Below are 24,772 nucleotides of genomic sequence, written 5' to 3'. Positions count from 1 at the left end.
GGGAAGCCGCCGAGGAGCGAGCGCCCGCGTCGAACCCACCGCCTGCGAAGCCGGCTACGGACCCATCCTCGACGCGTCGGGCGACGGCGTGCCGCTGATGCGTGTGCAACAGCGAAGACGACGTCCGGGAAGCCTTCAGGGGCACTCGTGGAACGAGCGGGCCTCAGGGGTGAGAGGTGCGCAGAAGTCGTCGATTTGGTCGTTGACTTGGCCTGCGACGTAGCTGAGACCGGCTAGCAGGATCGCGTAGGTCACGATCGCGACGACGACTCGACCGTAGGAGGCGGCGGACGCGGCTTGGGCACGGTGCGGCCTGCGGGGAGGGTGGATCAGCGGAACCGGCGAGCCGTGGCGGTGCCGGCCCTCGACCGTACAGCGGTGCGGAACGCCGTTGTGGTCGGTGTAGGCGACGGTGGTCACGTACACGTAGTGGACGTCGTGGCCGGTGCGGTCGGGGTCGGAGCTTGCCCGGGTGCGGCGCTCGAGCCGGGTGGATACGGCGGTGCCGGTCGTACGGATGCCCGACCTGCGCAGGTAGCGGACCCGCAGGGCGATCAGGATGATGACGAACGGGCCGACGAACAGGACGAGTTGCCTCGCCGCGAGGAAGTAGTGCGGGTGCTCGCGCATGACGGGTGTCCTTCGGTGTCTACCGATGTACACCAGTACACACCGATCTGTGTCGGTGCGGGCCGGTGTGCGACCACCGGGTGTGGCCGCTCACCGGGGATGTGGTCGGGGGCGGCGAGATCTCTCCATTTTTCGAGCGCCGATTGCGTGTGCTGCGCTGTGATGCGCGATTTCCCGGACCAACGCTCTTCCGTTGCCGGATAATCGGTCGCGCGAAAGTGGAGAGATCCGCGCCCCTCGGGCCACGTTCCGGGTGACAGAGCCGCGTTGCCATAGCGGAGGGTGCCATGACACAGACCCGACCGGACCTGCCCGGAGACCTGCCGTCGGATCGGCGGCCGTCGGAGCTTCCCCAGGTCCCCGACGAACCGGCCGTGCCGCCGGCCGAGCACACCGAGTCGCCGGGCACTGAGCCTGGTTCGGCCGGGAGTTCGGTCTCGGGCTCGGGTCCGAAACCGGATCCGAGCCCGGGGTCGGACGTGGATTCGGGCGGGGATTCGGAGTTGGACCCGGGTTCCGATGGGGACCCAGGCGCGGATGCGGATGCGGACACGGAAGTGGGTTCGGATCCAGGTGCGGACGACACGTGGCAGCGGTTGCGGGACGGTGACGAGGCCGCCCGGATCGCGTTGTACAAGCGTCACCGGGACGTGTTGGTCCGCTGGTTCCGGGCGAATCTGCCCTCGGCGGCCGAGGCCGACGACTTCGTCAGCGAGGTGTTCGTCCGCGCGCTCGACGGCATCGCCCGCGACCTGAAGCCGCAGCGGGGCGTCGACCGGTGGTTGTGGGGCATCGCCAGAAACCTGTGGAAGGCGGAGTTGACGGCGCGGCGGCGTGCCGCCGGCCGGCCCGTCGAGGAGGATGCCGCGCCGGACGTGCAGAACGCGGTCGCCTCGGGGGCGGTCACGGTCGGCACCGATCTCGGCCACGCGTACGGCAAGACCCAGGCGTTCGCCGCGCTCTACACCGCCACCGACGCGTTGTCGAAGACCCAACGCGCGGTGGTGAGCGCACACTTGGACCACACGCTCGCCGAGATGCGGTTGGTCAGGGGCGCCGAGCTCGCCGCCCATCTGGGGTGGCCACGCGTCAAAGTCGACCGCGAACTCAGCCGCGGCCTGAAGAAGGTGCGCGAGCGGGTGGGGTTGTTGGCGGCGGCGCGCTCGGTGCGCTCCTGCTCCGAGGCCGCCCAAGTGCCGGGGCTCGCACGGTTGTTCGTTGCCGAGGAGGCCGGATCCGCGCTGGTTCCGACCCGCGCGGAGTATCGCGCGCTCGGGACGCACGCGAAGACGTGTGGGCGCTGCTCCGCCGTGGCCAGGGACGCCGTCCTGCAACGCACCTGGGTGCTCGGCCCGGGCCTGGCGTTGGCGGCGGCCCGACAGGGCACGGACGAGGACGAGCGGCGCCGTGCGGCGGTGGCCTGGTGGACGGGTCGTCCCGCCGCGGCCGAAGCCGCGCCCGCGACCACTGCCGAGACGGCCACTGCCGAGGCCGCATCGATGGCACCCGGCGTGACCCCCGAGGTGGTCGCTTCCGCCGCCGCCGCGGCGCCCGCACCGGCCGATCCGGGCCGGTTCGGTGAGATCGGGCGGATCGTACGCCCGGCCCTGGAGGCCGTCGCCCGGCCGCTGGTCACCGGCACGCGCGCCGTACGCGACGCGGTCCTGCAGCAGTTGTTGCGTGTTCCCGGCGTCGCCCCGGCGGTGAGCACCGCCTCCCGGCTCGCCACCGACAACCCCATGGCGGTCCGCGTCGGCGGCACGGTCGTCGCCCTGGTCGCGGCGGCCGCCCTGACGTTGTTGGCCGTCGCGCCCGACGCCGCGCACACGCGGTCCGCCCGGCCGTCCCCCGGCTCTTCGGCGACCCCCGGCGGAGCGGGTCCGGATCCGGCGGCGAGCCCGGCGGCGGACGGCATTCCACCAGCGAGTCCCGCCCCGACGGATGCCTCCGCGCCACCGCTTCCCGGCGACACCTCAGCGCCCGGTGGCGCGACGCCCCCCGGCGATGCGGACACCGGCGCCGGTCGGCCGGGCGCGGTTCCCGGCGAAGCCGGTTCCGGCCCCGGCCCCGACCAAGGCCGTGCGGGCAACACGCCGGGGACGGGCGGCCGAGCCGGCACCGGCGGCAGCACACCGGGCGGCGGTGGCGACGGCGCGAGCAGCGGTCCGGTTCCGGCGGCCTGGGGCTTTTGGCAGGTTCGCTACGCCGACGATCCGATCGGCAGCACGCGCGAACTGTCGCCGTCCCCGCAACGCCCGGACAGCCACGAGCCGAACTGGACCTACGGCGCGTGGCGGCTCGGCAACCCGCCCGTCGTCAAGACGGTACGGGTCACGCACACCGACGTCGGCCGGCATGTGGTGATCCTCCCGGACAGCGGCGCGCCCGGCGGCATCGCCCAGGTCGGGGTGTCCGACTACGCCGCGAACGGCGTGTCCTGCCAGCCCGTCCGATGGTGGCCGGACGGTACCGACGAGAGGATCGAGGTCGCCTGCTTCAACCGCGCCGGCAATCCCGCCGACGTCCCGTTCACCGGCCTGTTCCTCGCCGGCGACCGCAACGGCCCGTACGGCCAGACGGGTTCGCGCGGCTACGTGCACGCCGGCGACCCGACCGCCGCGCGCCAACTCCCCGCCGCGGCGTCCCGGCAGAACACCGGCCCGGTGGCCCGTACCGGCACCGGGCGCTACGCGGTGGCGGTCGCGGCGGACACGGAGTCCGTGCAGGTCTCGCCGATCGGGACGGCGCCCCGGCACTGCGCGGTCGCCGGCCTGTCCGCCGGCACCGCGTCGGTGGCCTGCACCACGCACACCGGCGCGCCGGCCGACACCGCCTTCGTCCTGAGCCACACCGGCCGACAGAGCATGCTCGACGACGGTCGGGTCCCGCACGCGGTGCAACTGACCGTCGCCGACGCACCCGGCGCCGGCGCGCCGACGATCACCCGGTCGTGGATGTCCCGGCCGGGTTCGGCGACCGTGACGCGCACCGCGACCGGCCGCTACACGCTGCGCCTGTCGGTCGGCTACCTGACCAGCTACGCCCACCTGACGGCCACCGGCGGCGGGTACTGCACTACGGTGCTGCGCAACGACTACGGCGCCAAGGACGACGTCCTCATGTACCTGGCCTGCTACACCCCGACCGGCGCACCGGCCGACAACGGATTCCAGCTCGCCTACACGACCGCGTCGCCGCACTACCCGTAGTGTGGCGATCCCGTTCGCCCGGACAAGATCGCCACGCCCGACCGCGCGGAGCCGCTACGCGTCGGGCACGACGCGCAGGGTGCAGCTCAGCAGTGTGGGTGCCGCCGGATCGCTCACCAGGGGCCGGGAGACGCGGGCGGTCTCCACGCAGACGAACTCCCGATGGCCGTCGTCGGGTACGTCGGCCATGGAGCGCGCGAGGTCGGCGCCGGGGTTCCACACGACCACGTCGCTGTGTCCGTCGTGGCGCACCTCGACGACGCGCTTGCCCGCCGGGTCCTGGACCAGGCTCACGTCGCCGGGTCGGGTGTAGACGCGGTCGACGCGTTCGTGGAAGGCGATCCCGTCCGGTTCCGGAGCCGGGTTCGAGTCCACCGGCGGGTCGGGGACCTTGTCGACGTACGGGCCGTCCACGCCGGTGACCCGCGCCTCGTCGAGCTCGCCGACCCGCAGGTAGGTGTGCAGTGCGGCGGTGCTCTCGAAGTCGCCCCGGGCCTCCAGTTCGATCCGGCACTCGCGACCCAGCGTGAACCGGGCGAACACCTCGAACTCGTGCGGCCAGTACGCCCGCGACTGCTCGCTCGCGCGCAGCACCAGGCTCAGCCGCACCGTGTCGTCGTCCTCGCGCGCGTCGAGCAGCGTCCACGGCAGCACCCGGGCGAAGCCGTGGTTCGGCCGACCGGCCGGGCCGAACCACGGCCAGCAGATCGGCACCCCGCCGCGCACGGCACGCCCCTCCGCGAACTCGGTGGCCTCGCTCAGCCACAACACCGGTTCCTCGCCCGTCGGCTGCCAGGACAGGAGTTGGGCGCCCTGGAGGGTGACCGCGGCGCGTACCCGCGGGTGGGTCACCACGACCACCGGTAGCGCACCGACCCGACGCAGCGTGATGTGGGCGTCCAGCCGCCGGACGACGGGAAGGGCGAATACGTCTTCGGGCACGTCAAGGCCTCTCGCGTTCGTCGGGGCGCCGTCGCGCACTGAACCCGCCACGATGCCACAACCGCGTACGCGCGACGGAATCACCCACGACATCCGCGGGTTCACCGCGCCGCCGGCCGCGCGAGCCGGGACGGGGCACGATTTTCGTGGCAGCCGACCACAGGCCGCCGCACGCCCGCGCTTCATCTCGCGCGGCACGCTTCTCGTGGCAGCCCGCCACAGGCCGCCCCACGTCCACGCTCCATCTCCCGCCGGGCTGCGCGAGCAGCGACCGTGTGCTGGACTCCTCGGCATGGAGGACCGCTACCGGTCGCCGGTGGACGCGGCAACGAGTGACGTGACGAGCGGGGTTCGTGGTTCGCGACATGTGCGAGTCGGCGTTCTGCGGGCAGATGACCATCGGACGAGGGAAGAAGGGGGACGGCGGAGCGTGTGGACGAAACGTCGAGGGGCGGGGAGCACCACCGTCGAGGGGCGCGGCTTTCGTGGTGCGGCGGTCGCGGTCGGAGTCGTCGCGGTGGCGGTGGTCGCGTGCCTCCTGTCGGCCGCGTGCTCGACGCGGGAGCGCATCTGTAGGTCGGGCGAGTATCCGGTGAAGGCGGTCGGCAACAGCACCGGCCGAACCTGCGTGCCCAACGGTCGTGAGCCGGAGCCGGGCTGGGTCCGTTACCCCGAGGGCAAGGTGCCCCGATATCTCGACGACAAGTGGGACAAGCACTGGTCCACGACCGTCTTCGACGCCGACGGCAATATCGTCGCGGGCTGACCCGCGTCGGCGCCGTTCCGGCGTGGGCGCGTCGTTGCGGGGTCGAGGTCGCGCGGAGCGGTGACCGGTCGAGCGGCTTGTGCCCCCGGTGTTTTCCCGGCGGTTGCCCCGCGCGGACGCGGTGAGCGCTTGTCCCGAAGGCGACCGACCCTGCGGGACCTCATGGCCCTCGCCGGCCTGCTCGCCTCGGACGCACCGTTCGACAGGCGACGAAGGCGCGACCGGCGGGGAGCGGGCCAACGGGACCGGGCCGGGCCGAACCGCTCACCCGACCTCGGCGGACTCTCGAACGGTCGTGCCTTCGAGCCTCGCGAACACCCCCGCGAGAGCGACGTCGAGGCGACGGAGCCAATCCCGCGCACTGCCGCGCACGCGGGGGTGCTCCGCGCGAAACGCCGCCCAGTCGGTCTCCGCGACCTTGACCGCGTGCGACCCGAACGCACTGCTCGCGGTCGCGGTACGCAACGTGTGGGTGCGCAGCACCTGTCGCAGGAGCGGTACGGAGAGCGCGGTGCGGGTGTCCTCGGCCAGGAGCACGGCATCGTGGAGGTCCTTGCCGCGAGAACTGGCGCCGTCGGCGCCGTCGGCGTACAGCCACAACAGCTTCCAGGCCAGGGACAACTCCCGACTCGCCGTGCGCATCAGAGTGGGCGCGGCACCGTCGGCGCGCGGCACCAGGGTCCACACCGGAGGTCGGTGGAGCGTTTCGTCGAAGGCGAAGTCCAACTGTGCCGCACCGGAGCCCAGTCCCGCCGCGCGCCACGGGACCAGGACGCGGATCCCGCCGGACTCGGATCCGTCATAGGCGTACGACCAGGTGCTGTCGCGGTTCACGCCGCTCGCGTCCAGGGCGATTCCCGGTGCCGCCATCGGGCGGCTCCGCACCCGGTCGACCAGGTCGTGGTAGTCGGGGACGAGTTCCGGCGGGTCCGGGTCCGGGTCCCAGCGCAGCCCGTCGGGGGGAACCCTCGGCCGCAGTCCGCGCATCTCGAACTCTTCCTCACCGTCCGTCCAGATCTCGTACCGGGCCGCGCCGTTCGCCGCCTCGGGCCACTGCTGGACGACCTCGGTGCGCGCCACGAAGGGGTACGGATCCAACGCGTCCACTCGGGCGGGCGGCGCCGTCATCACGACGAAATCCAAGTCGGCCGGCTCACGCGCCCGGTCGCCCACCCACGCGGGCATCACCATGCTGCCGCGCAGGACCAGGCTCTCGCTCCACGGGGCGTCCGCGATCAGACTCAGCAGGTGGTCCAGGACGGCACGCCGGGCCACGCTCTTCCGGTTTGCCCGCACGGCTCCTCCGTTCACCGTCGTCCCGACCTCGACAGACCGCCGAGACGTGCACGGCCGAGGCCGGGAGGCCCTGCCTACCACGCTCCTCGGACACCCACGCGCGGCCCCCGGCAGGCCGTCGGACCGGACGAGGAACCGCCCGCGTCGCCGACGCGGGGCCACCGGGCCGGCGACGTGCCTGTCGGAGATCGTTAGTACCTTCATCTCCGTCCCGCCGACCTCTCGGCGCGGAATCCCCCTCGGTGTAAAGGAGATGGTGTGTCCTCAGCCACGGAAGTGTGGGAGGGCGCGAGCGCGGCCCGGGTGATACCACCCGCCCGGCCGCGCAGGCTCGCCAAGGTCCCGTTCGTCGAACTGGCCGACGGACGCCTGCAAGGCGTGGTGTCCAGCGGCTCGGACATCGGACGCGTCTACGTCTCGTCGGTCGCGGCCGGCACGTACGCCTTCGCGTGCAGTACCAACAACAACCGGGCGTGCGGAGGCGCCCGGGGCTCGTTCTGCAAGCACATCGAGGCACTGGTCGTCGAGTCGGTGGTGCAGTACGGCGCCGAGCGTGTGGCCCGCTACCTGCGGGTCGAGCCGGTGAACGGCAAGCCGAACGCGCAGAGCATCCTGGCCGACATGCGCGTCACCCGCCCGGCGCAGGCCGCCGCCACGGCCGCCGCACCCGTCTTCAGCCGGTTCCTGCGCCACCTGACCTACCTCGAACTCGCGGCGACCACCACGCCGTTGCCCGAGATGCAGTGGTTCCCGCCGACCAGGGCGGTGGCCTGATGCGGGTCGACCTGCTCGCCGAACCCATCGCCGGGCTCGACGAGGCGCTCGCGGTCGTCGAGGCCTTCGACCGCACCCTCGTCGGCGGCCTGCTGCGACCGCAGCCCGCCCACGCCGGCGCGCTGACCGAACTGGCCGCCGCCGTCGCCGGGACACCCCTGGCCTCCCGGGTCGCCGAAGCGGCCGAGAAGGCGCTCGCCGGCGCCGCGAGCGAGGACCACCTCGTCGTCCTCGCCGCCGCCCGCGCCGCGTTGCTCGGAGCCATCCACGACGCGCTCACCACCCGCGTCGACGAGGCGACCGGCCGCACCCGTACCCGGGACGCCGACGCGGTGCCGGACCAGCCGGCCGCGGTCAACCTGCTTGCCGCCGCCCGCTCCTGGCTCGCCGATCTCGCCCGCGCCGGATGGCAGGGCATCGACCACGACCTGGTCTCCGGGTCGGCACAGGTCGTCTTCGCGATGCTCCCCGACCCGTCACTGCGGCGCCTGGCCACGCTCCTGGACGGCTTCGCCGCCGAACTGGCCGCCTCCTGCCCGGGCGCGGCCCTGGACCGCTTCCCGGTGCGTCGCTGGGCCGATCTGTGGGCCCGCGCGATGTTGCTGACCGTGCCCGGCGCCGCCGCCGCGCCCGCGACCGACACCGTCACCGGCCGACTGCTGCCGCTGGGCGTCGACCTGCACGAGCACGCGACCGCCGCGCAGGCCCAGGTACACGCGGTGTTCGAGCCCGCCGACGGTGGCCCCGCACGCCTGGTGCGGGCGAGCGTCTCGGTTCCCAAGCCGGACACGGTCGTGGGAGTCGGTGTGTGGCAACTGCTGCGCCCGCACCTGTCCCTGCTGGCGGTCGCCGGCGAAGGCCGCTCGATGCACCTGGAGAACATGCCGATCACCGTCGACGGCGACCTGATCTGGGCCGACGAGCACGCCCGCGCCGGCGAACCCGCCGACGCCTTCGCCACCGCCCGGGTCGCCCTGCCCACCGCCGAAGCCGCGGCCGGCGCGCCGCCGGCCAGGCATCCGGCGGGCATCGCGATCCCGGTGTTCCTGGAGAACTACACCGTCGATCGGGACGCGGAGGCATTGGCGTTGGCCCTCGCGGGGCACCGCCTCGCCGTCGACGTCGACCGCATCCCGACCGCCGGCCCGCTCACCCCCGAGGCGGTCGCCACGTCCGGTGCGTGCATCGGGCTGCTGCGCTGGGACGCCGGCGGCTTCCGCGTGCAACCGCTCGCCGTGGAGACCACGGTCAAGAAGAAGACCTCGGTCGTGCACGCCGGGGCCTGGGCCGGCGGCACCGACGACAAGTCGGCGGCCAAGGCCGAGAAGGCGGCCACCGAGGCCGTGGCGGTGCTGCGTGAGCGCGCCGGAAAGCTGCTGCGCACATGAGCGAGCCGCAGACCGAACCCACCCCCGCACCGGATTCGGACGAGAACCGCCGCCAAGTCCTGTACTGGCGACTGCTGGCGCGTCTGTTCGACCACGAGGAGCAGGCTTCGCTGGAATCGGCGAGCCTGGCCGTCGTCGAGGACATCGGCCTGCCGAGCGCGCTGCTGGATCCACAGGCGTCCGTGGACGCCATCGTGCAGCGCCACCCGGACCTGGCCGCCGAGTTCGAGGGCCTGATGGTGCCCGAGCCCGACGAGGACGGGCGTGATCGCGCCGCCGAGGTGCGGCGCGCGGCGCTGGTGTCCAAGGTGCTGCTCAACGTGCTGGGCACCGGATCCGGCACGGTCAGCGCCGAGCGACTCTCCCGCTGGCAGTCCGACGCGGGTTGGCTGGAGCGCACGTTGGGCTGCAAGCCCGGCGAGTTGCGCGGCGGCCGACCCGGCCCGGGCGCGGGTGCCGGTCGCGGTGTGTCCCCGACCGGGACCGGCGGCCGGAGCGGCACCCCCGACCTCGGCAACCTGATCCCCACGATCGGCCCCGAACTCGCGGACATCGAAGCGGACCTGGTCAAGCGCATGCACCTGCGCGAGGTGCTCGCCGACCCCGCGCTCGCGGCCCGACTGACCCCCAGCATGTCGCTGATCGAGCAGTTGCTCCGGGACAAGGACAACCTGTCCGGTGTCGCTCTGGCCAGTGCCAAGGACCTGATCCGCCGCTTCGTCGACGAGGTCGCCGAGGTGCTGCGCACGCAGGTGGCCAAGGCGAGCGTCGGGACGCTGGACCGCTCGATCCCGCCCAAGCGGGTGTTCCGCAACCTCGACATCGACCGCACCATCTGGAAGAACCTCACCAACTGGAGCCCGGAGGAGGAACGGCTCTACGTCGACCGGCTCTTCTACCGGCACACCGTCCGCAAGACCACGCCCACCCGCCTGATCGTGGTCGTGGACCAATCCGGCTCGATGGTCGACTCGATGGTCAACTGCACCATCCTGGCCTCCATCTTCGCCGGACTGCCCAAGGTGGACGTGCACCTGATCGCGTACGACACGCGCGCGGTCGACCTGACGCCGTGGGTGCACGACCCCTTCGAGACGCTGCTGCGCACCCAACTCGGCGGCGGCACCGACGGCACGGTGGCCATGGCACTGGCCCAGCCCAAGATCGCCGAACCGCGCAACACCGTGGTCGTGTGGATCTCCGACTTCTACGAATGGCACACCGATCGGCTGTTCGAGAGCATGGCCGCCGTGCACCGCTCCGGGGCCAAGTTCATCCCGGTCGGCTCGGTGACCAGTTCCGGCCGCGGCAGCGTGAACCCCTGGTTCCGCGAGCGCTTCAAGGACCTCGGTACACCGGTGATCTCCGGCCACATCCGCAAGCTCGTCCACGAACTCAAGACCTTCCTCGCCTAGAAAGGCCACGAAATGTCCGACCTGCTGCGCGCCCCCGCCGAAATCAAGTACGCCGAGGAACTGGACTGGCTCGAGTCGATCGACGACGGCCCCAAGCCCTTCAGTTGGCGGCTGTCCCCCAAGATGGTCCGCCTGTTCGTGCTGGGCTCCGAGCGCTCCGACGGCCTGGATCGCGAGATCGCACAGAAGTGGTTCGGGGACCGCTCCATCGTGGAGCGAGCCATCGTCACCCTGGCCTCCGACCGAGGTCTGCTGCTGATCGGCGACCCCGGCACCGGCAAGAGCTGGCTGGCCGAACTGCTGGCCGCCGCCATCTGCCGCAACTCCACCCTGGTCGTCCAGGGCACGGCCGGCACCACCGAGGACCACATCAAGTACTCGTGGAACGTGTCCATGGTGATCGCCAAGGGCCAGTCCCGGGAATCGATGATCCCCTCGCCGATCATGACCGCGATGGAAAGCGGTGCGATCGGCCGCTTCGAGGAACTGACCCGCTCCACCAGCGACGTGCAGGACGCGCTCATCTCCATCCTGTCGGAGAAGTACGTCTCCGTTCCCGAACTCGACAGCGACAGCATCGTCTTCGCCAAGCCCGGGTTCTCCATCATCGCCACCGCCAACAGCCGTGACCGGGGCGTCAACGACCTCTCCTCCGCGCTCAAGCGCCGGTTCAACTTCGTGCGCATCCCGGTGGTGACCAACAAGAAGAGCGAGGCGGAGATCGTCCGCTTCCGCACCGAGGAACTGCTGCGCCGGCACCGGATCGAACTGGACGTGCCGCCCACGCTGCTGGACGTGCTGCTCCAGAGCTTCGCCGACCTGCGCGCCGCGGCGGCCGCGGCCGGCAGCGACGACGAGAAGCTGGAGTCGTCGTTGTCCACCGCCGAACAGATCGGCGTCCTGGAGGACGCCATCCTGCACAGCAACTTCTTCGGCGAGCGCGCGCTGACCGCGCACACCCTCGCCTCCTCGCTCGTCGGCTCGCTGGCCCGGCGCGAGCCGGAGGACCTGGCCATCATGAACAAGTACCTGCACGGCGTCGTCGAGCCGCGCGGGAAGGAAGAGGGCGGGCTCTGGCCGGAGTTCCTGGAGGGCGGTCGCCACGCGATCGCCGGCCTGTCATGAGCGGCCCGAACGAGGGCGCGTTCGACGCCCTGCGCGGCCAACTCGAGCAAGCCGCAGCGACGTTCGCCGACGGGCCGGACGCGCTCAAGGAGATCCTGCTGGGCATCGTCGACGACGTGGACCGCGCGGTGCGCGAACCACTGGAGATCTTCCCGGTCTGCCACCACTCGCCCGCCTCGGCGATCGCCATGGCGCGCAGGCTGCGCGAGAAGCGGCCGAAGGTGGTGTACCTGGAACTGTGCGAGGACATGGCGCCGCTGCTGACCGAGCTGCGCAACTGCACCCTCCCGGTCGCGGTGCAGTCCTTCGCCGCCGAGATCGAGGGCTTCCCGGCCGAGTGGGCACCACTGTCGGTGGTCGCGCCGATCACCGAGGCGTCCGCCGAATACCAGGCGATCGCCTACACGTTGGACACCCCCGGCACCGAACTGGTCCTGGTCGACCGCTCCTCGGACCACGTCTTCCAGTGGGAACCGCGCGGCACCAAGTCCGCCGAACCGGCCGACCCGGACGCGGCGCCGGCCGACGAGGAGAGCGCGCTGCACGGCGACGCCGTCGGCCTGGAGATCGGTGACCTGCGCCCGCGCTTCGCCGAACTGGAGGAGCACCTGCTGCGCCACGGCCGGGTGCGGCACTGGTCGGAATGGTGGCACCAGTACGTCGAACTGCCGCTCGGCGACTGCGACCACGACACCTACCGGCAGGTCATGCTGCTGATCGGCAGCCTGTTCCGGCGGCTGGCCCCCGGCGATCCGCAACGGGTGCGGGTGGACGAGGACCGCGAACGCTACATGTGGACCCGGACCCGCGAACACCTCGCCGCGACCGGCACCGATCCGGCGGACTGCCTCTACGTCTGCGGCGCGTTCCACGCGGCCTCGCGGGTCGCCGAGTTCGGCGTGCACGGCGCCGATACGTTCGAGATCACCCCGCGCACCGCGACCACGTGGCAACACGGCCTGATCCCGTCCAGCCACGCCGCGATCGAGGCGCAGTTCGGCCTCGCGGCAGGGTCCGTGTCGATCGCCGCGACGGTGTGGGCGAAGAACCTCTCGCGCACCGGCGTGGCACCGTTCCGGCTCACCGGACAGGCGGGCGCGAAGAAGACCGCGAAGCCCAAGAAGAGCGCCGCACGGGCGACCGCGTCGACGGCGGTCGTCCCGGCGGCCTCCGGGCCGAGCGATCCGCTTCCGGCGGCCGATCGGCTGACCGGCTTCCTCGGCCGGCCGCCCGTGCTGGACCGCCTGGACGAGGCCGAACTGCTCGGCTGGTCGGTGGACGTGGTCCGCGCCGCACGGCGCAACGGCTACCTCGCCTCGACCGCGGACGCCATCTCGGTGTTCGAGACCTCGATCCTGCTCGCCGGGATGCGTGACCGGGCCAAGCCCACGCCGTACGACTTCCAGGACGCGGCGGTCACCTGCATCGAGAAGGACAGCGTGCCGGGCCGCCGCGACGTGCGCCGCATCGTCGAGATCATGATGGGCGGCGACCGGATCGGCAAGGTCGGCTACGACGCGTTGCCGCCGCTGGCCCGCGACGTGCACGACCGGCTCGCCCCGCTGCAGCTGAACCTGGAACAGCGGGGCGTACGCAGGGCGTTGCTGGACATCGCGGCCCGGCCGGAACTGGAGCGGTGCGCCGATGTGTTGTGGATGCTCCGCTACCTGATGCCACCCGGCGCGGCCCGCCCGATCATGGGCGAACGCCGACTCGGCGAACGACCGATCCAGGAATCGTGGGACCTGTCGCTGGGCACCCACCAGCGCGCCCTGATCGAACTCGGCTACGAGGGCGTCAGCATCGAACAGGTGCTGGAGCAGCGGCTGCGCCGGACGGCGTACGGCCCGCACGCGACCGCGGCGACCGTCCTGGAGGCGGTCGAGGACGCCACGCTGTACCTGCGTGGCCGCCGCCTGGCCGACGAGTTGGGTACCCGCGCGCTGGAAGTCCTGGCGACCGAACGCAGCGTCGACGGGGCACCGGAAGTATTGCGCCGGGTAAGGCGGTTGCTCGCCTACTACCGGACGAGTGAACCGGTGCTCCCGGCGTGGATCGAGTCGTTCGTCAAGACCGGGTACGCGCACTACTGCACCCTGTTGCCGACGGCGTTCACCGACGAGGACGCCGGCGTGCGTCAGGTCGCGGCGATGCTGGGCTTCCTGTTCAGCATGGAGACCCTGGCGCTGTCGCTGGGCTGCGACCGCACCCAACTGGAGTTGGCGGTCGGGCAGTCGCACCCCGAGGAGCCCGCGAAGGTGGCGTTGTTGTGGGCGGCGCAGGTGCAGTTGGGCGTGCTCTCGCGCGCGGACCTGCGTGCGCGGTGCGACGACATGCTCGACAACCCGATGGTGCTGCCCGCCTATCCGCACTACCTCAGTGGCTTCGTGCACGCGCTGGAGCCGGTGCCCGGGCTGACCGACTTCGTGGTGGAGGCGGTGTCGAACGCCTTCGCCCGACTGCCCGACCCGTTGCTGCTTCCGTGGTTGCCGACGCTGATCGGTACGTTGCGATCCGGCGGCGCCGAGTTGGCGCCGCTGCTGATCCGCGAGGCGGGACGGATCTTCCCGGGTCGGCTGCGGGCACTGGACGAGTGGGTGCCGCCGTGGCTTGCGCCATCGGTGCCGCCGGCCCGGTTCTCGGCGCGGCGTGGAGGCGGCGCCGGCGGCCTCGCGCTGCTCACCGCGCACCCCGCCACGTGTGATGCGGTGGCACGGTTGCTGGGCTGCGACGATCCGTGGGAGGCAGCGGAACAGGGTGCGCCGGGTGCGGTGTTGGTCGACCGCCACCCGGACGCGGCGACGGCCCTGGCCGTGCTGCTCGACGGCTCGTGAACCCGACCCGGGCGGCGGCGCGCGTCGCGAAGTCGCCGCCCGGGTCTGCCGTCGGAGAGCGGGCTCAGCGGGCGCAGAACTTGCGTTCGGCGGCCTTGGGGTCGGGCGGGATGGTCAGGGTAGCGCGGTCGAAGGATCCGGTGAGGTTGCGCAGGAAGCGGCCGGGCGACATGGGCTCGGTACTCGATCGCAGGAGTTCCTTCAGGTCACCGCAGTCCAGCGCCGCCCGGGCCGCGCGGATGTCCTCGATCGGGACCACATGCGCGGGAATCCGGGCCCACGCGGCGGGATCGACGTACAGGGCGATGTTCCAGGCGAGCGGGAGGAGTTTCTCGTGCCCGGCGGCCACGTGCTCGGTCTGTTCGATGTGCGCGCCCACCGTGTTGCCCAGACCCCACACGTCGACCACGATCCCGCGCAGCGGGGTGACCACGCCACCGACACCGAGCCGCCCCATGACTACCCCCTCCCTCGCCGGCAGGTCGGCGCGCAAGGGAAGCGGCGGCAACGCGGCGGCGTCGGCAAGGTAGTTGCCGTCCGGCACGAGCATGCGCCTGCCGTCGGCGTCCATCCGGAACAGTTCCGCGCGCAGTCCCGGCAGCGTCGCGCTGTGCGCGTGCGACGTGGTGGGGTTCGGGGTGCGGGTCCAGTTCACGTACACCATACGTTCGTTCCAGGTCTGGTACACACCGGCCCGGGGACCGTCCGTGGTCACCAGACCGGAGCGCAGAGCGAAGCCGCACCACGTGGCCCAGACCGGGACCAGGACGACCAGGACCCCCACGCGCCGGTCGACGGGAACCAGCAGGATCGGCAGCAGGGCGAGCATCAGCACCGGCAACCACATCCGCCCGTGCATGAAGTCCCCGCCGACCCGGAGCACGTACAGGCCCTGCACCGCCGCGGCGACGACCGGCGCCGCGCCGAGGATCCAGGTACGTCGCTCGCGCGGGCCGCGCCGGACCAGGAGCGCGGCGACGAGCAGCAGCACCAACACGGCCGGAATCCACAACCGGTAGGGATCGGCGAAGTCGACGAGGTAGTCGAAACCGCGCCCCCACAACTGCCGGGTCGCACTCTTGGTGACGGCGGGCATCGGGTAGGGCAGGCCGTAGTAGCCCATCCGGAAGACCTGATACAGACCGGGCAACAGGCCGGCGCACACGCATACCGCGAGCGTGGCCCGCCGGGGCAACCGTGTCGCCATCGCCATGGCGACCAGGAACACGAGCGAGGTCGCCGCCAGTTCGGGGCGGATCAGCGGACCGAGTCCGAACACCACCGCGATCCCCAGGACCCGCCCGGTCGTCGCGGCGTTCGGGCCGCATGTGACGAGCAACCGCCAGGAGAGCCCGATCCAGGCCGTCGCCAGTCCGGTTTCCAGTCCCGACGTGGCGAAGTCCCAGACCGGGGGCAGCGCGACGAACACCAGCGCACCGGCCGGGACCAGGTACCGTCCGGTCTCGGCGCGCAGGAAACGGCGGGTGCCCGCGAGGGCGAGCCACACCCCGGCGATCGACAACACGAGCCCGGCGTACACGGCGGTCCGGGCCGGGTCGCCCGGCGTGAGCAGGGCCGGCAGCGCCAGCAGCCACTGCCACAGGGTGCCCGTCGAGGTCTCCACCCGCTCGCCGGGGCTGTACACGGGACCGTTGCCGGCGGCGATCTCCCGGGCCGCGCGCACGTAGATCAGACCGTCGTCGGTGATCCACCGACGGTGCCACCCCATCACCGCCACCACCAGCAGGGGCAGGGCGATGGCGAGTCGGTCCGCGATCCGGAACCGGCGCCCGGTATGCGGGTCCTCGCGGGCGGGCTCGGTCGGCACGGCGGAGGCCCGGGCGGTGTCGGACATATGGATGGGCATGGTGGCGCGGTTCATGTCGTCCTTGCGTTCCGGTGCGGTGGGCGGGGCGGCCGGCGGGGCGGTGTCGCGCCCGCCGAGGGTGCGGGCCATGCCGCTTACGGTCGCCGGTGGGAAGTGGTCGAGGGTGAGCGCGATCCGGTGACCTCGGCCACCGGGTCGCCGGGCATGATGTCGACTATGTCGCGCTTCAGCATGGTCGTTTCCCACATCACCGTCCCGTTCGGGTGATTTTCGCCGGGCGTCGCGAGCACGCCCCGCGTGCCCAGGAAGACCCGGCTGTCCCTTTCGAAGACCAGTTCCCCGCGTATGTTGGTGACCGGATCGGTACGGTTCAGCCCGATCCCACGCCGGCCGCGTCCGTCCACCGCGTCGGCGACGGCCACCACGCCCGGCGTACGGGCCGCCACCTCGTACAGCGCCTCGGCGATTCCCGGCGGCAGCACACCTTGGTCGAGGATGTTCCGGATCTCGTCGAAGACGGCCTGATCCGGATCGACCCTGCCGCCCCCGGGCCACGCGTCGCGCCCGCGAAGCGCCGCCGACACCGCCTCCGGGGTCGCGGGCAGCGCGGCCAACTCCGCGTAGTTCCACCGCATCGGCCGATCGTTGAGGACCAACCCGGAGACGGGGGAGCCGGGTTCGTCCAGGAACCACCGACGACCGTCCTGGGCGAACCACTCCTTGCGGGCATGCGGCGGGATCTCCACCGGAACCCCGTCGACAGCGGACCACGAGGACGTTTCGAGTTCGACGTACAGGACCTGCCCGGGCCGTGGCACCGCGGACGCGTCGGGCGCGGCGGCGGTCTGCGCGGGCCGCCGGGTCGTGGGGTCCGGCGCCGCGACCAGGAACACGGCGGCGGCCACGGCGCCGACCGCGACCATCGCGCCGATCGGCGCCAACAGCCGCCGGGCACGTCGGCGGGGCGCGGCCGTGCGCGCGGCGTCGGCGGTGATCGCGCGCATCAGGTGTTCCTCGAGCAGCCGTTGCCGAGCGGGGGTCGGCCGGGCATCCCCGACCAGGGCGCGCTCGGTCGGGTCGCCGGCCGGTCGGGCGCGGTCGGTCGAGACGGACTCGGTGGACTCGCCGGACATGGTGGGCTCTTCGGGTGCGGGCACGTCGTACTTCATCGGGTCGGCTCCCGGAGGATCGTCGGAACGGGCGCGGGACGTGCGGCGGTGGCGACGCGGGAGAGGAAGGGGGCCCGGACGGACCGAAGTTCCTCGTCGGCCAAGGCGCGCAACCTGACCCGGGCCCGGGACAGGCGGGAGCGTACGGTCCCCACCGGCAGGCCCAACGCGTGCGCGGCCTCGGCGTAGGTCAGTTCCGAACACACGCACAACAGGAAGACCTCGCGGTCGGTGCGCCGGAGCCGGCCCAGCGCGGCACGCGCGGCGGCCAATCGTTCGCCGTCGTCGATGCGGGTGACGACCGCGTCGGCGATGTCGGGAACGACCGTGTGCGCGGGCGACCTTGCCATCGCGTGTCGATGTCTTCGCGCGGCCCGATTACGGTTGCGCAGCACGTTGATCGCGATGCCCATCAACCAGGGACGCGGGGTTTCGCCCTCGTCCCGCAATCGCTCACGCAGCCGCCACGCCTCCAGGAACGTGAGCGAGACGACGTCCTCGGACGCCGCCCAGTCCCCGGTGACGCGGTAGGCGTGCGCGTACACCACCCGGTGGTGGTCCTGGTACAACTCGCGAAAGGCGACCGGATCGCCGGCGCGGATCGCCGCGTGCGTCGAATGGTTCACATGCCGAGTTGTCCGCGCGAAGGGTCGGGTTCCCGTGATCCGGATCACGGTACAGCCACGGTGGGGGCCGGCGTCGGTCGGCGCCGGCGCACGGTCGCGGGCTCCGGGACGTGCGGGAGATCGGAGTCGGTGGCCCGCGCCGCGCCGCAGGCGGGTTCACTCCGCGTGTCGAGGTCCGGGGGCCGAGGAGTGGGCGGGCCGGTCGGCGTGCTCCAGGGCATCGTCGATCGCGTCGGCCAGGACGTGCAGTTGGGCCGCCCAGTCGGCGCGGGACATCGCCTCGGGGGCGATCCGGGCGCAGCCGGCCGCGGTGATGACGGCGACGGTCTCGGCGGCGGTCAGCGGGACGGCGCCGAGGACGGGGCCGGCCGGGCTCGCGTAGGGGTCCAGGTACAGGAGCAGGTCGGCGTCGACGCCGGGGTGTTGCGGCCGGTCCGGCCCGGGGCCGGTGGGCTCGCCGACGTGCAGGCTGCGCAGGACGTGCTCGATCGCGCCGGCGAGCGCCCACGCGGGGCCGCCCGGGCGACCGTGCGCGCACAGCCACGCGCCGGCCCGCTCGCCGGCGGCGGTGACCCGCTCCAGGGCGGCGTGCTGCTCGGGCGAGATACGGGCGTCGGCGGAGGTGGGGGAGTCGCCGGGCGGTGGCGCGTGGTTGCTCATGCCCGGTGAACGAGCGACCACGCGACAGGTCGCTGTGCCGCCGGCGGGCGGGTGGAATCCGGCGGCGGACGGCGCCCGGTCGCGGCACGCCGAGGTGTCGCGCGGTCGGTGTCAGGGTTTCGGCGTCCGGCCGGCGGATGGCAGGTGGGTGCGTTCCCCGTTGTGGTCGAGGATGATCAGCAGTTCGACGGGACCGTCGTGCGCGCCGACGGAATGCGGCGTCATGGTGGAGAACTCGGCCGCGTTGCCGGCCTGGATCAGGATGGTGCGCTCGCCCAGTTGCAGCCGGGCCGTGCCGGACAGGACGGTGAACCACTCGCGGCCCGGATGCACCTTGAGGTGTTCGGTTCCGGTCGGCCGGTCGGGGGTGATCCGCAGCTTGGCCACGGTGACCCCGTGCAGCGAGCGTTCGTTCGACAACAGCCAACTGGTCATGCCCTGCGTGTGACAAGGCTCGGGGCGGATCACCACATCCTCGTCGTCGGCGGATTCGACGAGTTGGTCGAGCGTGGTGTCCAGCGCGCGGGCGATGCCCACCAATTGGTCCAGAGCGATCCGGCGGTGCCCGGTCTCGATCCGGCTCAGGTTGGACGGGCTCAGGTGGCAGCGGGCGGCGAGGGCGTCCAGCGACCAGCCACGGGCGAGTCGCAGGCCGCGAATGCGATGGCGGACGATGTTGTCCAGGCCTACTTCTTCTTGCGCCATAGGCAAGAGTATATGTGTCACGCGCATGGATGTGCCTATCGTGAGGCCATGGAAACGCACTCGGATCGGCAAGGCCACCACCGGAACCACGAGCACCATCAGCAGCAGGACCGGCACCGGCACGACCACGACCACGACCACGACCACGGTGACGGGGCCACGGGGCACGACGAGTCGGCGTCGGCGGGCATGCTGGACCTGGACGCCGAGATGCTCGGGTCGCTGCTCGACGAGATGACCGACTGGGTCGGGCGGCACGGCCCCGACGCACCGAAGCGGGTCGCCGACGTGGGCGCGGGCACCGGTACCGGGACCCTGGCGCTGGCCCGGCGATTCGAGGCGGCCGAGATCGTCGCGATCGACCGGTCGCCCGCGCTGCGCGACCGCCTGCGCGCGACCGCACACGGCGCGGGACTCACGGATCGGCTGCGCGTCGTGTCGGCCGACCTGGACGTCGCCTGGCCGTCCGTCGACGCCGTCGACGTCGCGTGGGCGGCCTCCTCGATGCACCACGTCGCCGACCCGGACCGGGTGCTCCGCGACATCCACGGCGCGTTGAACCCCGGCGGCGTGCTGGCTGTCGTCGAGATGGACGCGCTGCCGCGCTTCCTGCCGGACGACATCGGCGTCGGCCGCCCAGGGCTGGAGACCCGCTGCCACGAGGCGGCGGCGCGAGCGGGCTGGAACGCGCACCCCGATTGGCGGCCACACCTGGAACGGGCCGGCTTCGAGCCGGTCGCGCAGCGCACCTTCACCGTCGAGGCGAGCCCGGCGCCGCCCGCCGCGAGGCGGTACGCGCGGCGCCAGTTCGCCGCCTTCCGGGTCGCCGTCGAGGGCCGGGTGGCCGCCGACGACCTGGACGTGCTCGACCTCCTGTTGACGCAGGACCACCCCGGCGCGCTCCCGAACCGCCACGACCTGACGCTGCGGAGCAGCCGTACGGTCTGGGCGGCCCGCCGTCCCTGAGTCCGCCCCGGACGCCGACGCGCCCACGGTGCCGCCGTTTCGTCGCGCGGTGCCCTGGCCGGTTTCCACCCGTCGGATTGCCCGATGTGCGGACGGAGAGGGAAGCTTGAATGTCGAGATGTCGGTACAGCCCGTCGGCCGTGTGCCCGGGACGCTCCGTTCCGCTCGGGAGCACCGGAACCGGTCGGCACGAGCACCGGAAGCGGAACTCGGTACTGAGCACCGCAAGCGGAACCCGGTGCAGGCACCGGCGGCGGAAGGAGCCCGCCATGGCGGTCGAGGCGAACCGGCTGGTCGTCGTGCCGTTGGAGGCCGAGCGGGCCCACGATCCGCGGCTGACCGGCGGCAAGGCCGCCCAACTGGCCCGCGCCGCGGCCGCCGGCCTGCCCGTCCTGCCGGGGTTCGTGCTCGTCCCGGCCACCCGCGCCCCCGATGCCCCGCACGGCGAGGAGTCGTTGCGTCGCGCCTGGCACACGCTGGCCGAGGGCGGTTCCCGGTCGCTGATCGTGCGGTCGTCCTCGGTACACGAGGACACCGCGACCTCCTCCATGGCCGGGCGCTTCGCGACGGTCGCGGACGTGCGCGGCTGGGACGCCTTCACCGCGGCGGTGGACACGGTCCTCGATTCGGCGCGGGCCGCCGACCCGGACCTGCCCGGAGACGGCACCGGGGGCGACGGCATGGCCGTTCTGGTCCAGCCGATGTCGTACCCGGTCGCCGGCGGGGTGATGTTCGGGGCCGATCCCGTCGAAGGGCGCGAGGACCACATCCTGATCAGCGCGGTGCCGGGCAGCCCCGCCCGGCTCGTGGACGGGCGTAGCGACGGCGTGCACTACCGGCTCACCCGCCGCGGCCGTCGGCTGCCCACGCGTCCCGCCGAGCCGTCGGGTCGGCATGTACTGGGCCGGCGCCGGTTGCATCGGCTCGTCGTGCTCGCCGGGCAGACCGGGCGCCTGTTCGGCGCGCCGCAGGACATGGAGTTCGGCTTCGACGCCGACGACCGTCTGTGGCTGTTCCAGTCCCGCCCGATCACCGCGATGAGCGCGCGGCCCGCGCGGGGCGCGCGACTGCTGGGGCCCGGGCCGGTGGCCGAGACCCTGCCGGACGTCCTGCAACCACTGGAGGAGGACCTGTGGGTGGCGCCGATGGCGCACGGCCTGGCCGTCGCCCTCGACGTCACGGGCACCGCTCCCAGGCGCCGGCTGCGCACCGTCCCGGTCGTGCGCACCGTCGACGGCCTGGCGGTGGCCGATCTGCGCCTGCTGGGCACCGTGCCCTCGCCGCACCCCGTTCTCGACATCCTCAACCCCGCACCCGGTGCCCGTGCGGCCGGAGCGGCGTGGCGGGTGGGACGCCTGCGATCCGCGCTGCCCCTGCTCGCGCTGGACCTGATGGCCGACGTCGATCGCCGGCTCGCCGAGTTCCCGGCGCCCGGCGAGATGCTCGGCGGGCGGCTCGTGTCCGCCGCGTCGTGGGGTCGCCGGGCCCTGTCGGCGCTGCACGCGCAGGAGGCGCTGGCCGGGGCGCTCCTGGGCGGCGGTGCGGGCGCCACGCTCGCCGGCGAGGCCCTGGCCGTGCTGTCCGAGGGGCGTACGGCGGGCAGATCCGACGCGGACCTGGTGGCGGACCACCCGGTCCTGCTGGCGCTGTTTCCGCCGTCGCTGCATCGCGCGCGTCGGCTGCCCGGGCGCACCGGCTGGACGGGCGCGCCCAGGGGAGTGGGCACGCTGCCGTTCCGGGAGGGACTGCGGCTGCGGATCCGGTGGGTGCAGGAGATGCAGGTGGGCATGGTGCGCGAGTTCGCCGCCCGGCTCGCGACGGCCGGTCTGATCGAGGATCCGGCCCAGGTGGCGCGGTTGCGCTGGAGCGAACTGGTCGCGGCAGCCGGTGGCGCCGACCTCCCGGCCGACCTGCCCGCCCGGGTGCCCAGGCCGGACCGGCCACCGCTGCCCGCCGCGTTCCGCCTGGTCGAGGGTCGGCCCGTCGCGGCGCCGACCCGGACCGGTCGCGGCGACGGCGGCCGGGGCGCGGGCGGCGGTACCGGTACGGGCACGGTCTGGGACGGTGGCGGGGCACGGCCCGAGCACGCGGTGCTGGTGGTGCGTGTCCTCGACCCGGCACTGGCCGCGCTGCTGCCGGGCCTGGCCGGACTGGTGTCCGAGACCGGTAGCCCGCTATCGCACCTGGCCGTCCTGGCCCGCGAACGCCGCGTTCCCACCGCCGTCGGCGTGGTCGGCGCGGTGGACCGGTTCGTACCCGGGACGACACTCACGGTGGACGGCGGCACCGGCCTGGTGACTTCTCCCGCCGACGCGGGGCGACCGGCGGCGGACGGAGCGGACGCGGACGTCGAGGGCGCCGGGGACGGGGAGCGTGGGGTGGGGGCGGGGTCCGGGAAGGGAGCGGGCGCGTGAGGTACCTGGCGTTTCTGTTCGGCGGCATCGCCGGAGCCGCGTCGGCCTGCTACGCGGTGGTCTACCTGTACCGGTGGGAGTGGAACCGGGCGGTCTTCTGCCTGTTGATCTTCGTGATCGTGGAGATCCTGGTCGTCGCGGCCGTGCTGCTCGGCCGGATCGCCCGGCTGGAGCGGCACCTGGGGGAGGCGGACGAGCGTACCGAGGAGGCCCGGCGGCGGTTGGAGCAGGCGCGCGACGAGACCGGGACGGGCCGGTTTCGTTGGCTGGACGCCGAACGCATGGACAGCCGTGACACCCACCACGTGTTCGTGCCCGTCCTGCTGGCCGCGGGCGTCGTGCTCTCCGGGGTCGCCTGGGTGATCCAGCGGATCGCGCGGCTGACCTCGCATCCGGTCTCGAGCGGGATGCTGGCCCGGCGGTTGGTGGCCCTGAACGCACCGGCCGACGACCAGGCCCTCGGCGTCGAGCCACAACTGGAGGATCGACCCGCCGTCGCACCCGCCCGCCGGGTGCGCGCGGTCGCGGTGGTCGCCGGCGCCGTGCTCGCGGCAGTCCTGCTCGCCCTCGCGGTCGACCGCTTGGCGGACGCCACCGAGAGCCGGTCCGAGGGGCCGCCCGAGTCGGTCGCCAGCACCGTGGTGTTCCGGGTGATCTCCCGCGAGGAGCGCGAGATCGCCCGCGAGGTGGCCGCACGCGAGCTGTGGGAGGGCTGCCGCAGCTCCACCGGGGCCCGACCCGAGTACGCCCTGCTCGGCCGCCTCGACACCGATGTGTGGGTGGGCGTCGTGCGGCCGGCGCTCAACGACCACGACATGATGCGGCTGCGCGGGTGTCTCCAGGACACGAGGGCCTTCCATGCGCGCGCCGAGATCGTGGGCGAGGGGCAGGCGCCACCGCGACCCTGAAAATGGTTGATTTGAGGCTTTTTACCGTTAAATCAATATTGTTACTAATATCTTGAGATCGATCGGTTAACCTTGAAGTACGACCCGTCGGTTCCCCAGGGCCCGGGACGTTGCCCGTAGCCCGCAAACATCGACGGTGATTCCACTTGTCCGGACCCAAGGTCCTCACGCGTTCCGCCTTCTCCCCCACGCCTGCCACACCTGCCGCCGGAGCCCCTTCGGCCGCGCCCGCCGGTCCCCGGCGGCGCACGACTCGACGGGTTCTGAAGTACGTACTCGTCGCCGTGCTCGCTTACGGCGTGATCTGGCTGGTGTCGGTCCTGGGCATGCTGGGCGCGCACGCGGTCGCTCAGCAGGGCGAATCCTCGGGCAGTTCGATCGCCGGGATGAACCACGTCAAGCAGGTGGACGACAAGGTGTGGCGCGGTTCCGCTCCGGGTGTCCCCGGATACCGGGAGCTCGCCGACCGCGGCGTGCGGACCGTCGTGGACCTGCGCGCGGAGAAGATGAGCCAGGCCGACCTGGAGCGTCCGGCGCAGGCCGGACTGAAGCTGGAACGGCTGCCGATCCGGGACGGTCAGACTCCCACCCAGGCCCAGGTCGATGATTTCCTGCGGATCGTGCAGACCTCCGACGGACCGGTGTTCGTGCACTGTGGTGCGGGCGTCGGCCGGACCGGCGCGATGACGGCCGCCTACTCCGTGCGGACCGGCGAGGCCACCTCCCAGCAGGCCGCGCGCCAGGCGCTGGCCGTCGGACCCCCCTCGGTCGAGCAGGTCTACTACATCCTGGGCAACGACCGGAACGGCAGCGAACAGCCGCCGCTCGTGATCCAGATCATCAGCCGCATCCTGGACGCCCCGCGGCGGATCAAGGCGTCGATGTAGCCCCACATCACCCCCGGACGGCATCGTTCTCCGCAAGGGTCGAAAAAAGTTCGGCCGATGATGTCGAGAGCGCGTGACCGGCTCCGTCCCCGGTGTGCAGGCGACCACAATGGGTCGCATCACACCGAGGAGAAACACGATGGCCAAGTACCTGTTGCTCAAGCACTACCGCGGCGCTCCGGCCTCGGTCAACGACGTGCCGATGGAGAAGTGGACGCCGGAGGAGATCT

General features: G+C 72.6%; 19 protein-coding genes and 1 pseudogene. 12 read left to right on the top strand and 8 right to left on the bottom strand.

Annotated elements, in window-relative coordinates; all coding sequences use genetic code 11:
- Positions 1–135 precede the first annotated feature (135 nt).
- Positions 136–630, bottom strand: a complete 495-nt coding sequence (locus ACZ4FV_RS27530) for a DUF3592 domain-containing protein (RefSeq protein WP_395865164.1) — start codon at positions 628–630, stop codon at positions 136–138.
- Between the two features lie 557 nt (positions 631–1,187).
- On the opposite strand from ACZ4FV_RS27530, the gene ACZ4FV_RS27525 reads away from it, so the two are divergent.
- Positions 1,188–3,839, top strand: coding sequence for an RNA polymerase sigma factor (locus ACZ4FV_RS27525; RefSeq protein ID WP_465323515.1), 2,652 nt, complete (start codon positions 1,188–1,190; stop codon positions 3,837–3,839).
- Between the two features lie 54 nt (positions 3,840–3,893).
- Here the strand turns inward: ACZ4FV_RS27525 and ACZ4FV_RS27520 are convergent, their stop codons facing one another.
- On the bottom strand, positions 3,894–4,781 hold the full coding sequence (locus ACZ4FV_RS27520; RefSeq protein ID WP_402237067.1) for a D-hexose-6-phosphate mutarotase: 888 nt from the start codon (positions 4,779–4,781) through the stop codon (positions 3,894–3,896).
- Positions 4,782–5,211: 430 nt separating this feature from the next.
- Here ACZ4FV_RS27520 and ACZ4FV_RS27515 point away from each other — a divergent pair, with 430 nt between their 5' ends.
- Positions 5,212–5,547: an SCO0607 family lipoprotein gene (locus ACZ4FV_RS27515; protein WP_395865158.1), complete on the top strand. Its 336-nt coding sequence runs from the start codon at positions 5,212–5,214 to the stop codon at positions 5,545–5,547.
- Between the two features lie 264 nt (positions 5,548–5,811).
- On the opposite strand, the gene ACZ4FV_RS27510 is transcribed toward ACZ4FV_RS27515, so the two are convergent.
- Positions 5,812–6,843 (bottom strand): nucleotidyl transferase AbiEii/AbiGii toxin family protein, encoded by a 1,032-nt coding sequence (locus ACZ4FV_RS27510; RefSeq protein WP_402237069.1) that lies wholly within the window; start codon positions 6,841–6,843, stop codon positions 5,812–5,814.
- A 258-nt stretch (positions 6,844–7,101) separates the two neighbouring features.
- Here ACZ4FV_RS27510 and ACZ4FV_RS27505 point away from each other — a divergent pair, with 258 nt between their 5' ends.
- From ACZ4FV_RS27505 to ACZ4FV_RS27485, 5 genes are read left to right on the top strand one after another with little or no spacing between them, the layout of a single operon-like run.
- A complete protein-coding gene (locus ACZ4FV_RS27505) occupies positions 7,102–7,617 on the top strand; it encodes a hypothetical protein (RefSeq protein ID WP_402237072.1) in 516 nt (171 codons plus the stop codon).
- Positions 7,587–9,005 (top strand): hypothetical protein, encoded by a 1,419-nt coding sequence (locus ACZ4FV_RS27500; RefSeq protein WP_465323513.1) that lies wholly within the window; start codon positions 7,587–7,589, stop codon positions 9,003–9,005. The genes ACZ4FV_RS27505 and ACZ4FV_RS27500 overlap by 31 nt, the downstream gene beginning before the upstream one ends.
- Positions 9,002–10,420 (top strand): VWA domain-containing protein, encoded by a 1,419-nt coding sequence (locus tag ACZ4FV_RS27495; RefSeq protein WP_465323512.1) that lies wholly within the window; start codon positions 9,002–9,004, stop codon positions 10,418–10,420. The genes ACZ4FV_RS27500 and ACZ4FV_RS27495 overlap by 4 nt, the downstream gene beginning before the upstream one ends.
- A 12-nt stretch (positions 10,421–10,432) precedes the next feature.
- Entirely contained in the window at positions 10,433–11,545 is a 1,113-nt protein-coding gene (locus tag ACZ4FV_RS27490; RefSeq protein ID WP_395865150.1) for an ATP-binding protein, read from the top strand.
- Entirely contained in the window at positions 11,542–14,379 is a 2,838-nt protein-coding gene (locus ACZ4FV_RS27485) for a DUF5682 family protein (RefSeq protein ID WP_395865148.1), read from the top strand. Before ACZ4FV_RS27490 ends, ACZ4FV_RS27485 begins: the two co-directional genes overlap by 4 nt.
- Before the next feature lie 64 nt (positions 14,380–14,443).
- On the opposite strand, the gene ACZ4FV_RS27480 is transcribed toward ACZ4FV_RS27485, so the two are convergent.
- From ACZ4FV_RS27480 to ACZ4FV_RS27460, 5 genes are all read right to left on the bottom strand, one after another.
- Positions 14,444–16,336 carry an arabinofuranosyltransferase AftB family protein gene (locus ACZ4FV_RS27480; protein ID WP_465323511.1) on the bottom strand — a complete coding sequence of 631 codons (1,893 nt, stop codon included), beginning with the start codon at positions 16,334–16,336 and terminating at the stop codon, positions 14,444–14,446.
- Between the two features lie 5 nt (positions 16,337–16,341).
- Complete coding sequence (locus tag ACZ4FV_RS27475; RefSeq protein WP_465323510.1) at positions 16,342–17,376, bottom strand: CU044_5270 family protein; 1,035 nt, start codon at positions 17,374–17,376, stop codon at positions 16,342–16,344.
- Positions 17,373–18,002, bottom strand: a complete 630-nt coding sequence (locus ACZ4FV_RS27470; protein ID WP_395865142.1) for an RNA polymerase sigma factor — start codon at positions 18,000–18,002, stop codon at positions 17,373–17,375. Before ACZ4FV_RS27470 ends, ACZ4FV_RS27475 begins: the two co-directional genes overlap by 4 nt.
- A 156-nt stretch (positions 18,003–18,158) precedes the next feature.
- Positions 18,159–18,662 (bottom strand): hypothetical protein, encoded by a 504-nt coding sequence (locus ACZ4FV_RS27465; RefSeq protein ID WP_465323509.1) that lies wholly within the window; start codon positions 18,660–18,662, stop codon positions 18,159–18,161.
- A 111-nt stretch (positions 18,663–18,773) separates the two neighbouring features.
- Positions 18,774–19,367, bottom strand: a complete 594-nt coding sequence (locus tag ACZ4FV_RS27460) for a helix-turn-helix domain-containing protein (RefSeq protein ID WP_402237090.1) — start codon at positions 19,365–19,367, stop codon at positions 18,774–18,776.
- A 48-nt stretch (positions 19,368–19,415) separates the two neighbouring features.
- On the opposite strand from ACZ4FV_RS27460, the gene ACZ4FV_RS27455 reads away from it, so the two are divergent.
- The 5 genes and pseudogenes from ACZ4FV_RS27455 to ACZ4FV_RS27435 form a co-directional block, all read left to right on the top strand.
- Positions 19,416–20,333, top strand: a complete 918-nt coding sequence (locus tag ACZ4FV_RS27455; protein ID WP_465323508.1) for a class I SAM-dependent methyltransferase — start codon at positions 19,416–19,418, stop codon at positions 20,331–20,333.
- A gap of 269 nt (positions 20,334–20,602) precedes the next feature.
- Positions 20,603–22,747, top strand: coding sequence for a PEP/pyruvate-binding domain-containing protein (locus ACZ4FV_RS27450; protein ID WP_395865134.1), 2,145 nt, complete (start codon positions 20,603–20,605; stop codon positions 22,745–22,747).
- The gene (locus tag ACZ4FV_RS27445) at positions 22,744–23,655 is read left to right on the top strand and encodes a hypothetical protein (protein ID WP_402237095.1); all 912 of its coding nucleotides are present in this window, start codon (positions 22,744–22,746) and stop codon (positions 23,653–23,655) included. The genes ACZ4FV_RS27450 and ACZ4FV_RS27445 overlap by 4 nt, the downstream gene beginning before the upstream one ends.
- Before the next feature lie 284 nt (positions 23,656–23,939).
- Positions 23,940–24,542: a phosphatase domain-containing putative toxin gene (locus ACZ4FV_RS27440; RefSeq protein WP_395865130.1), complete on the top strand. Its 603-nt coding sequence runs from the start codon at positions 23,940–23,942 to the stop codon at positions 24,540–24,542.
- A 139-nt stretch (positions 24,543–24,681) separates the two neighbouring features.
- A pseudogene (locus ACZ4FV_RS27435) lies at positions 24,682–24,772 on the top strand (YciI family protein); the annotation flags it as partial.

The sequence above is a fragment of the Embleya sp. NPDC025285 genome, assembly GCF_055558835.1.
The sequence above is the reverse complement of the archived record's forward strand: the minus strand, read 5'-3'. Positions and strand labels throughout refer to the sequence as shown.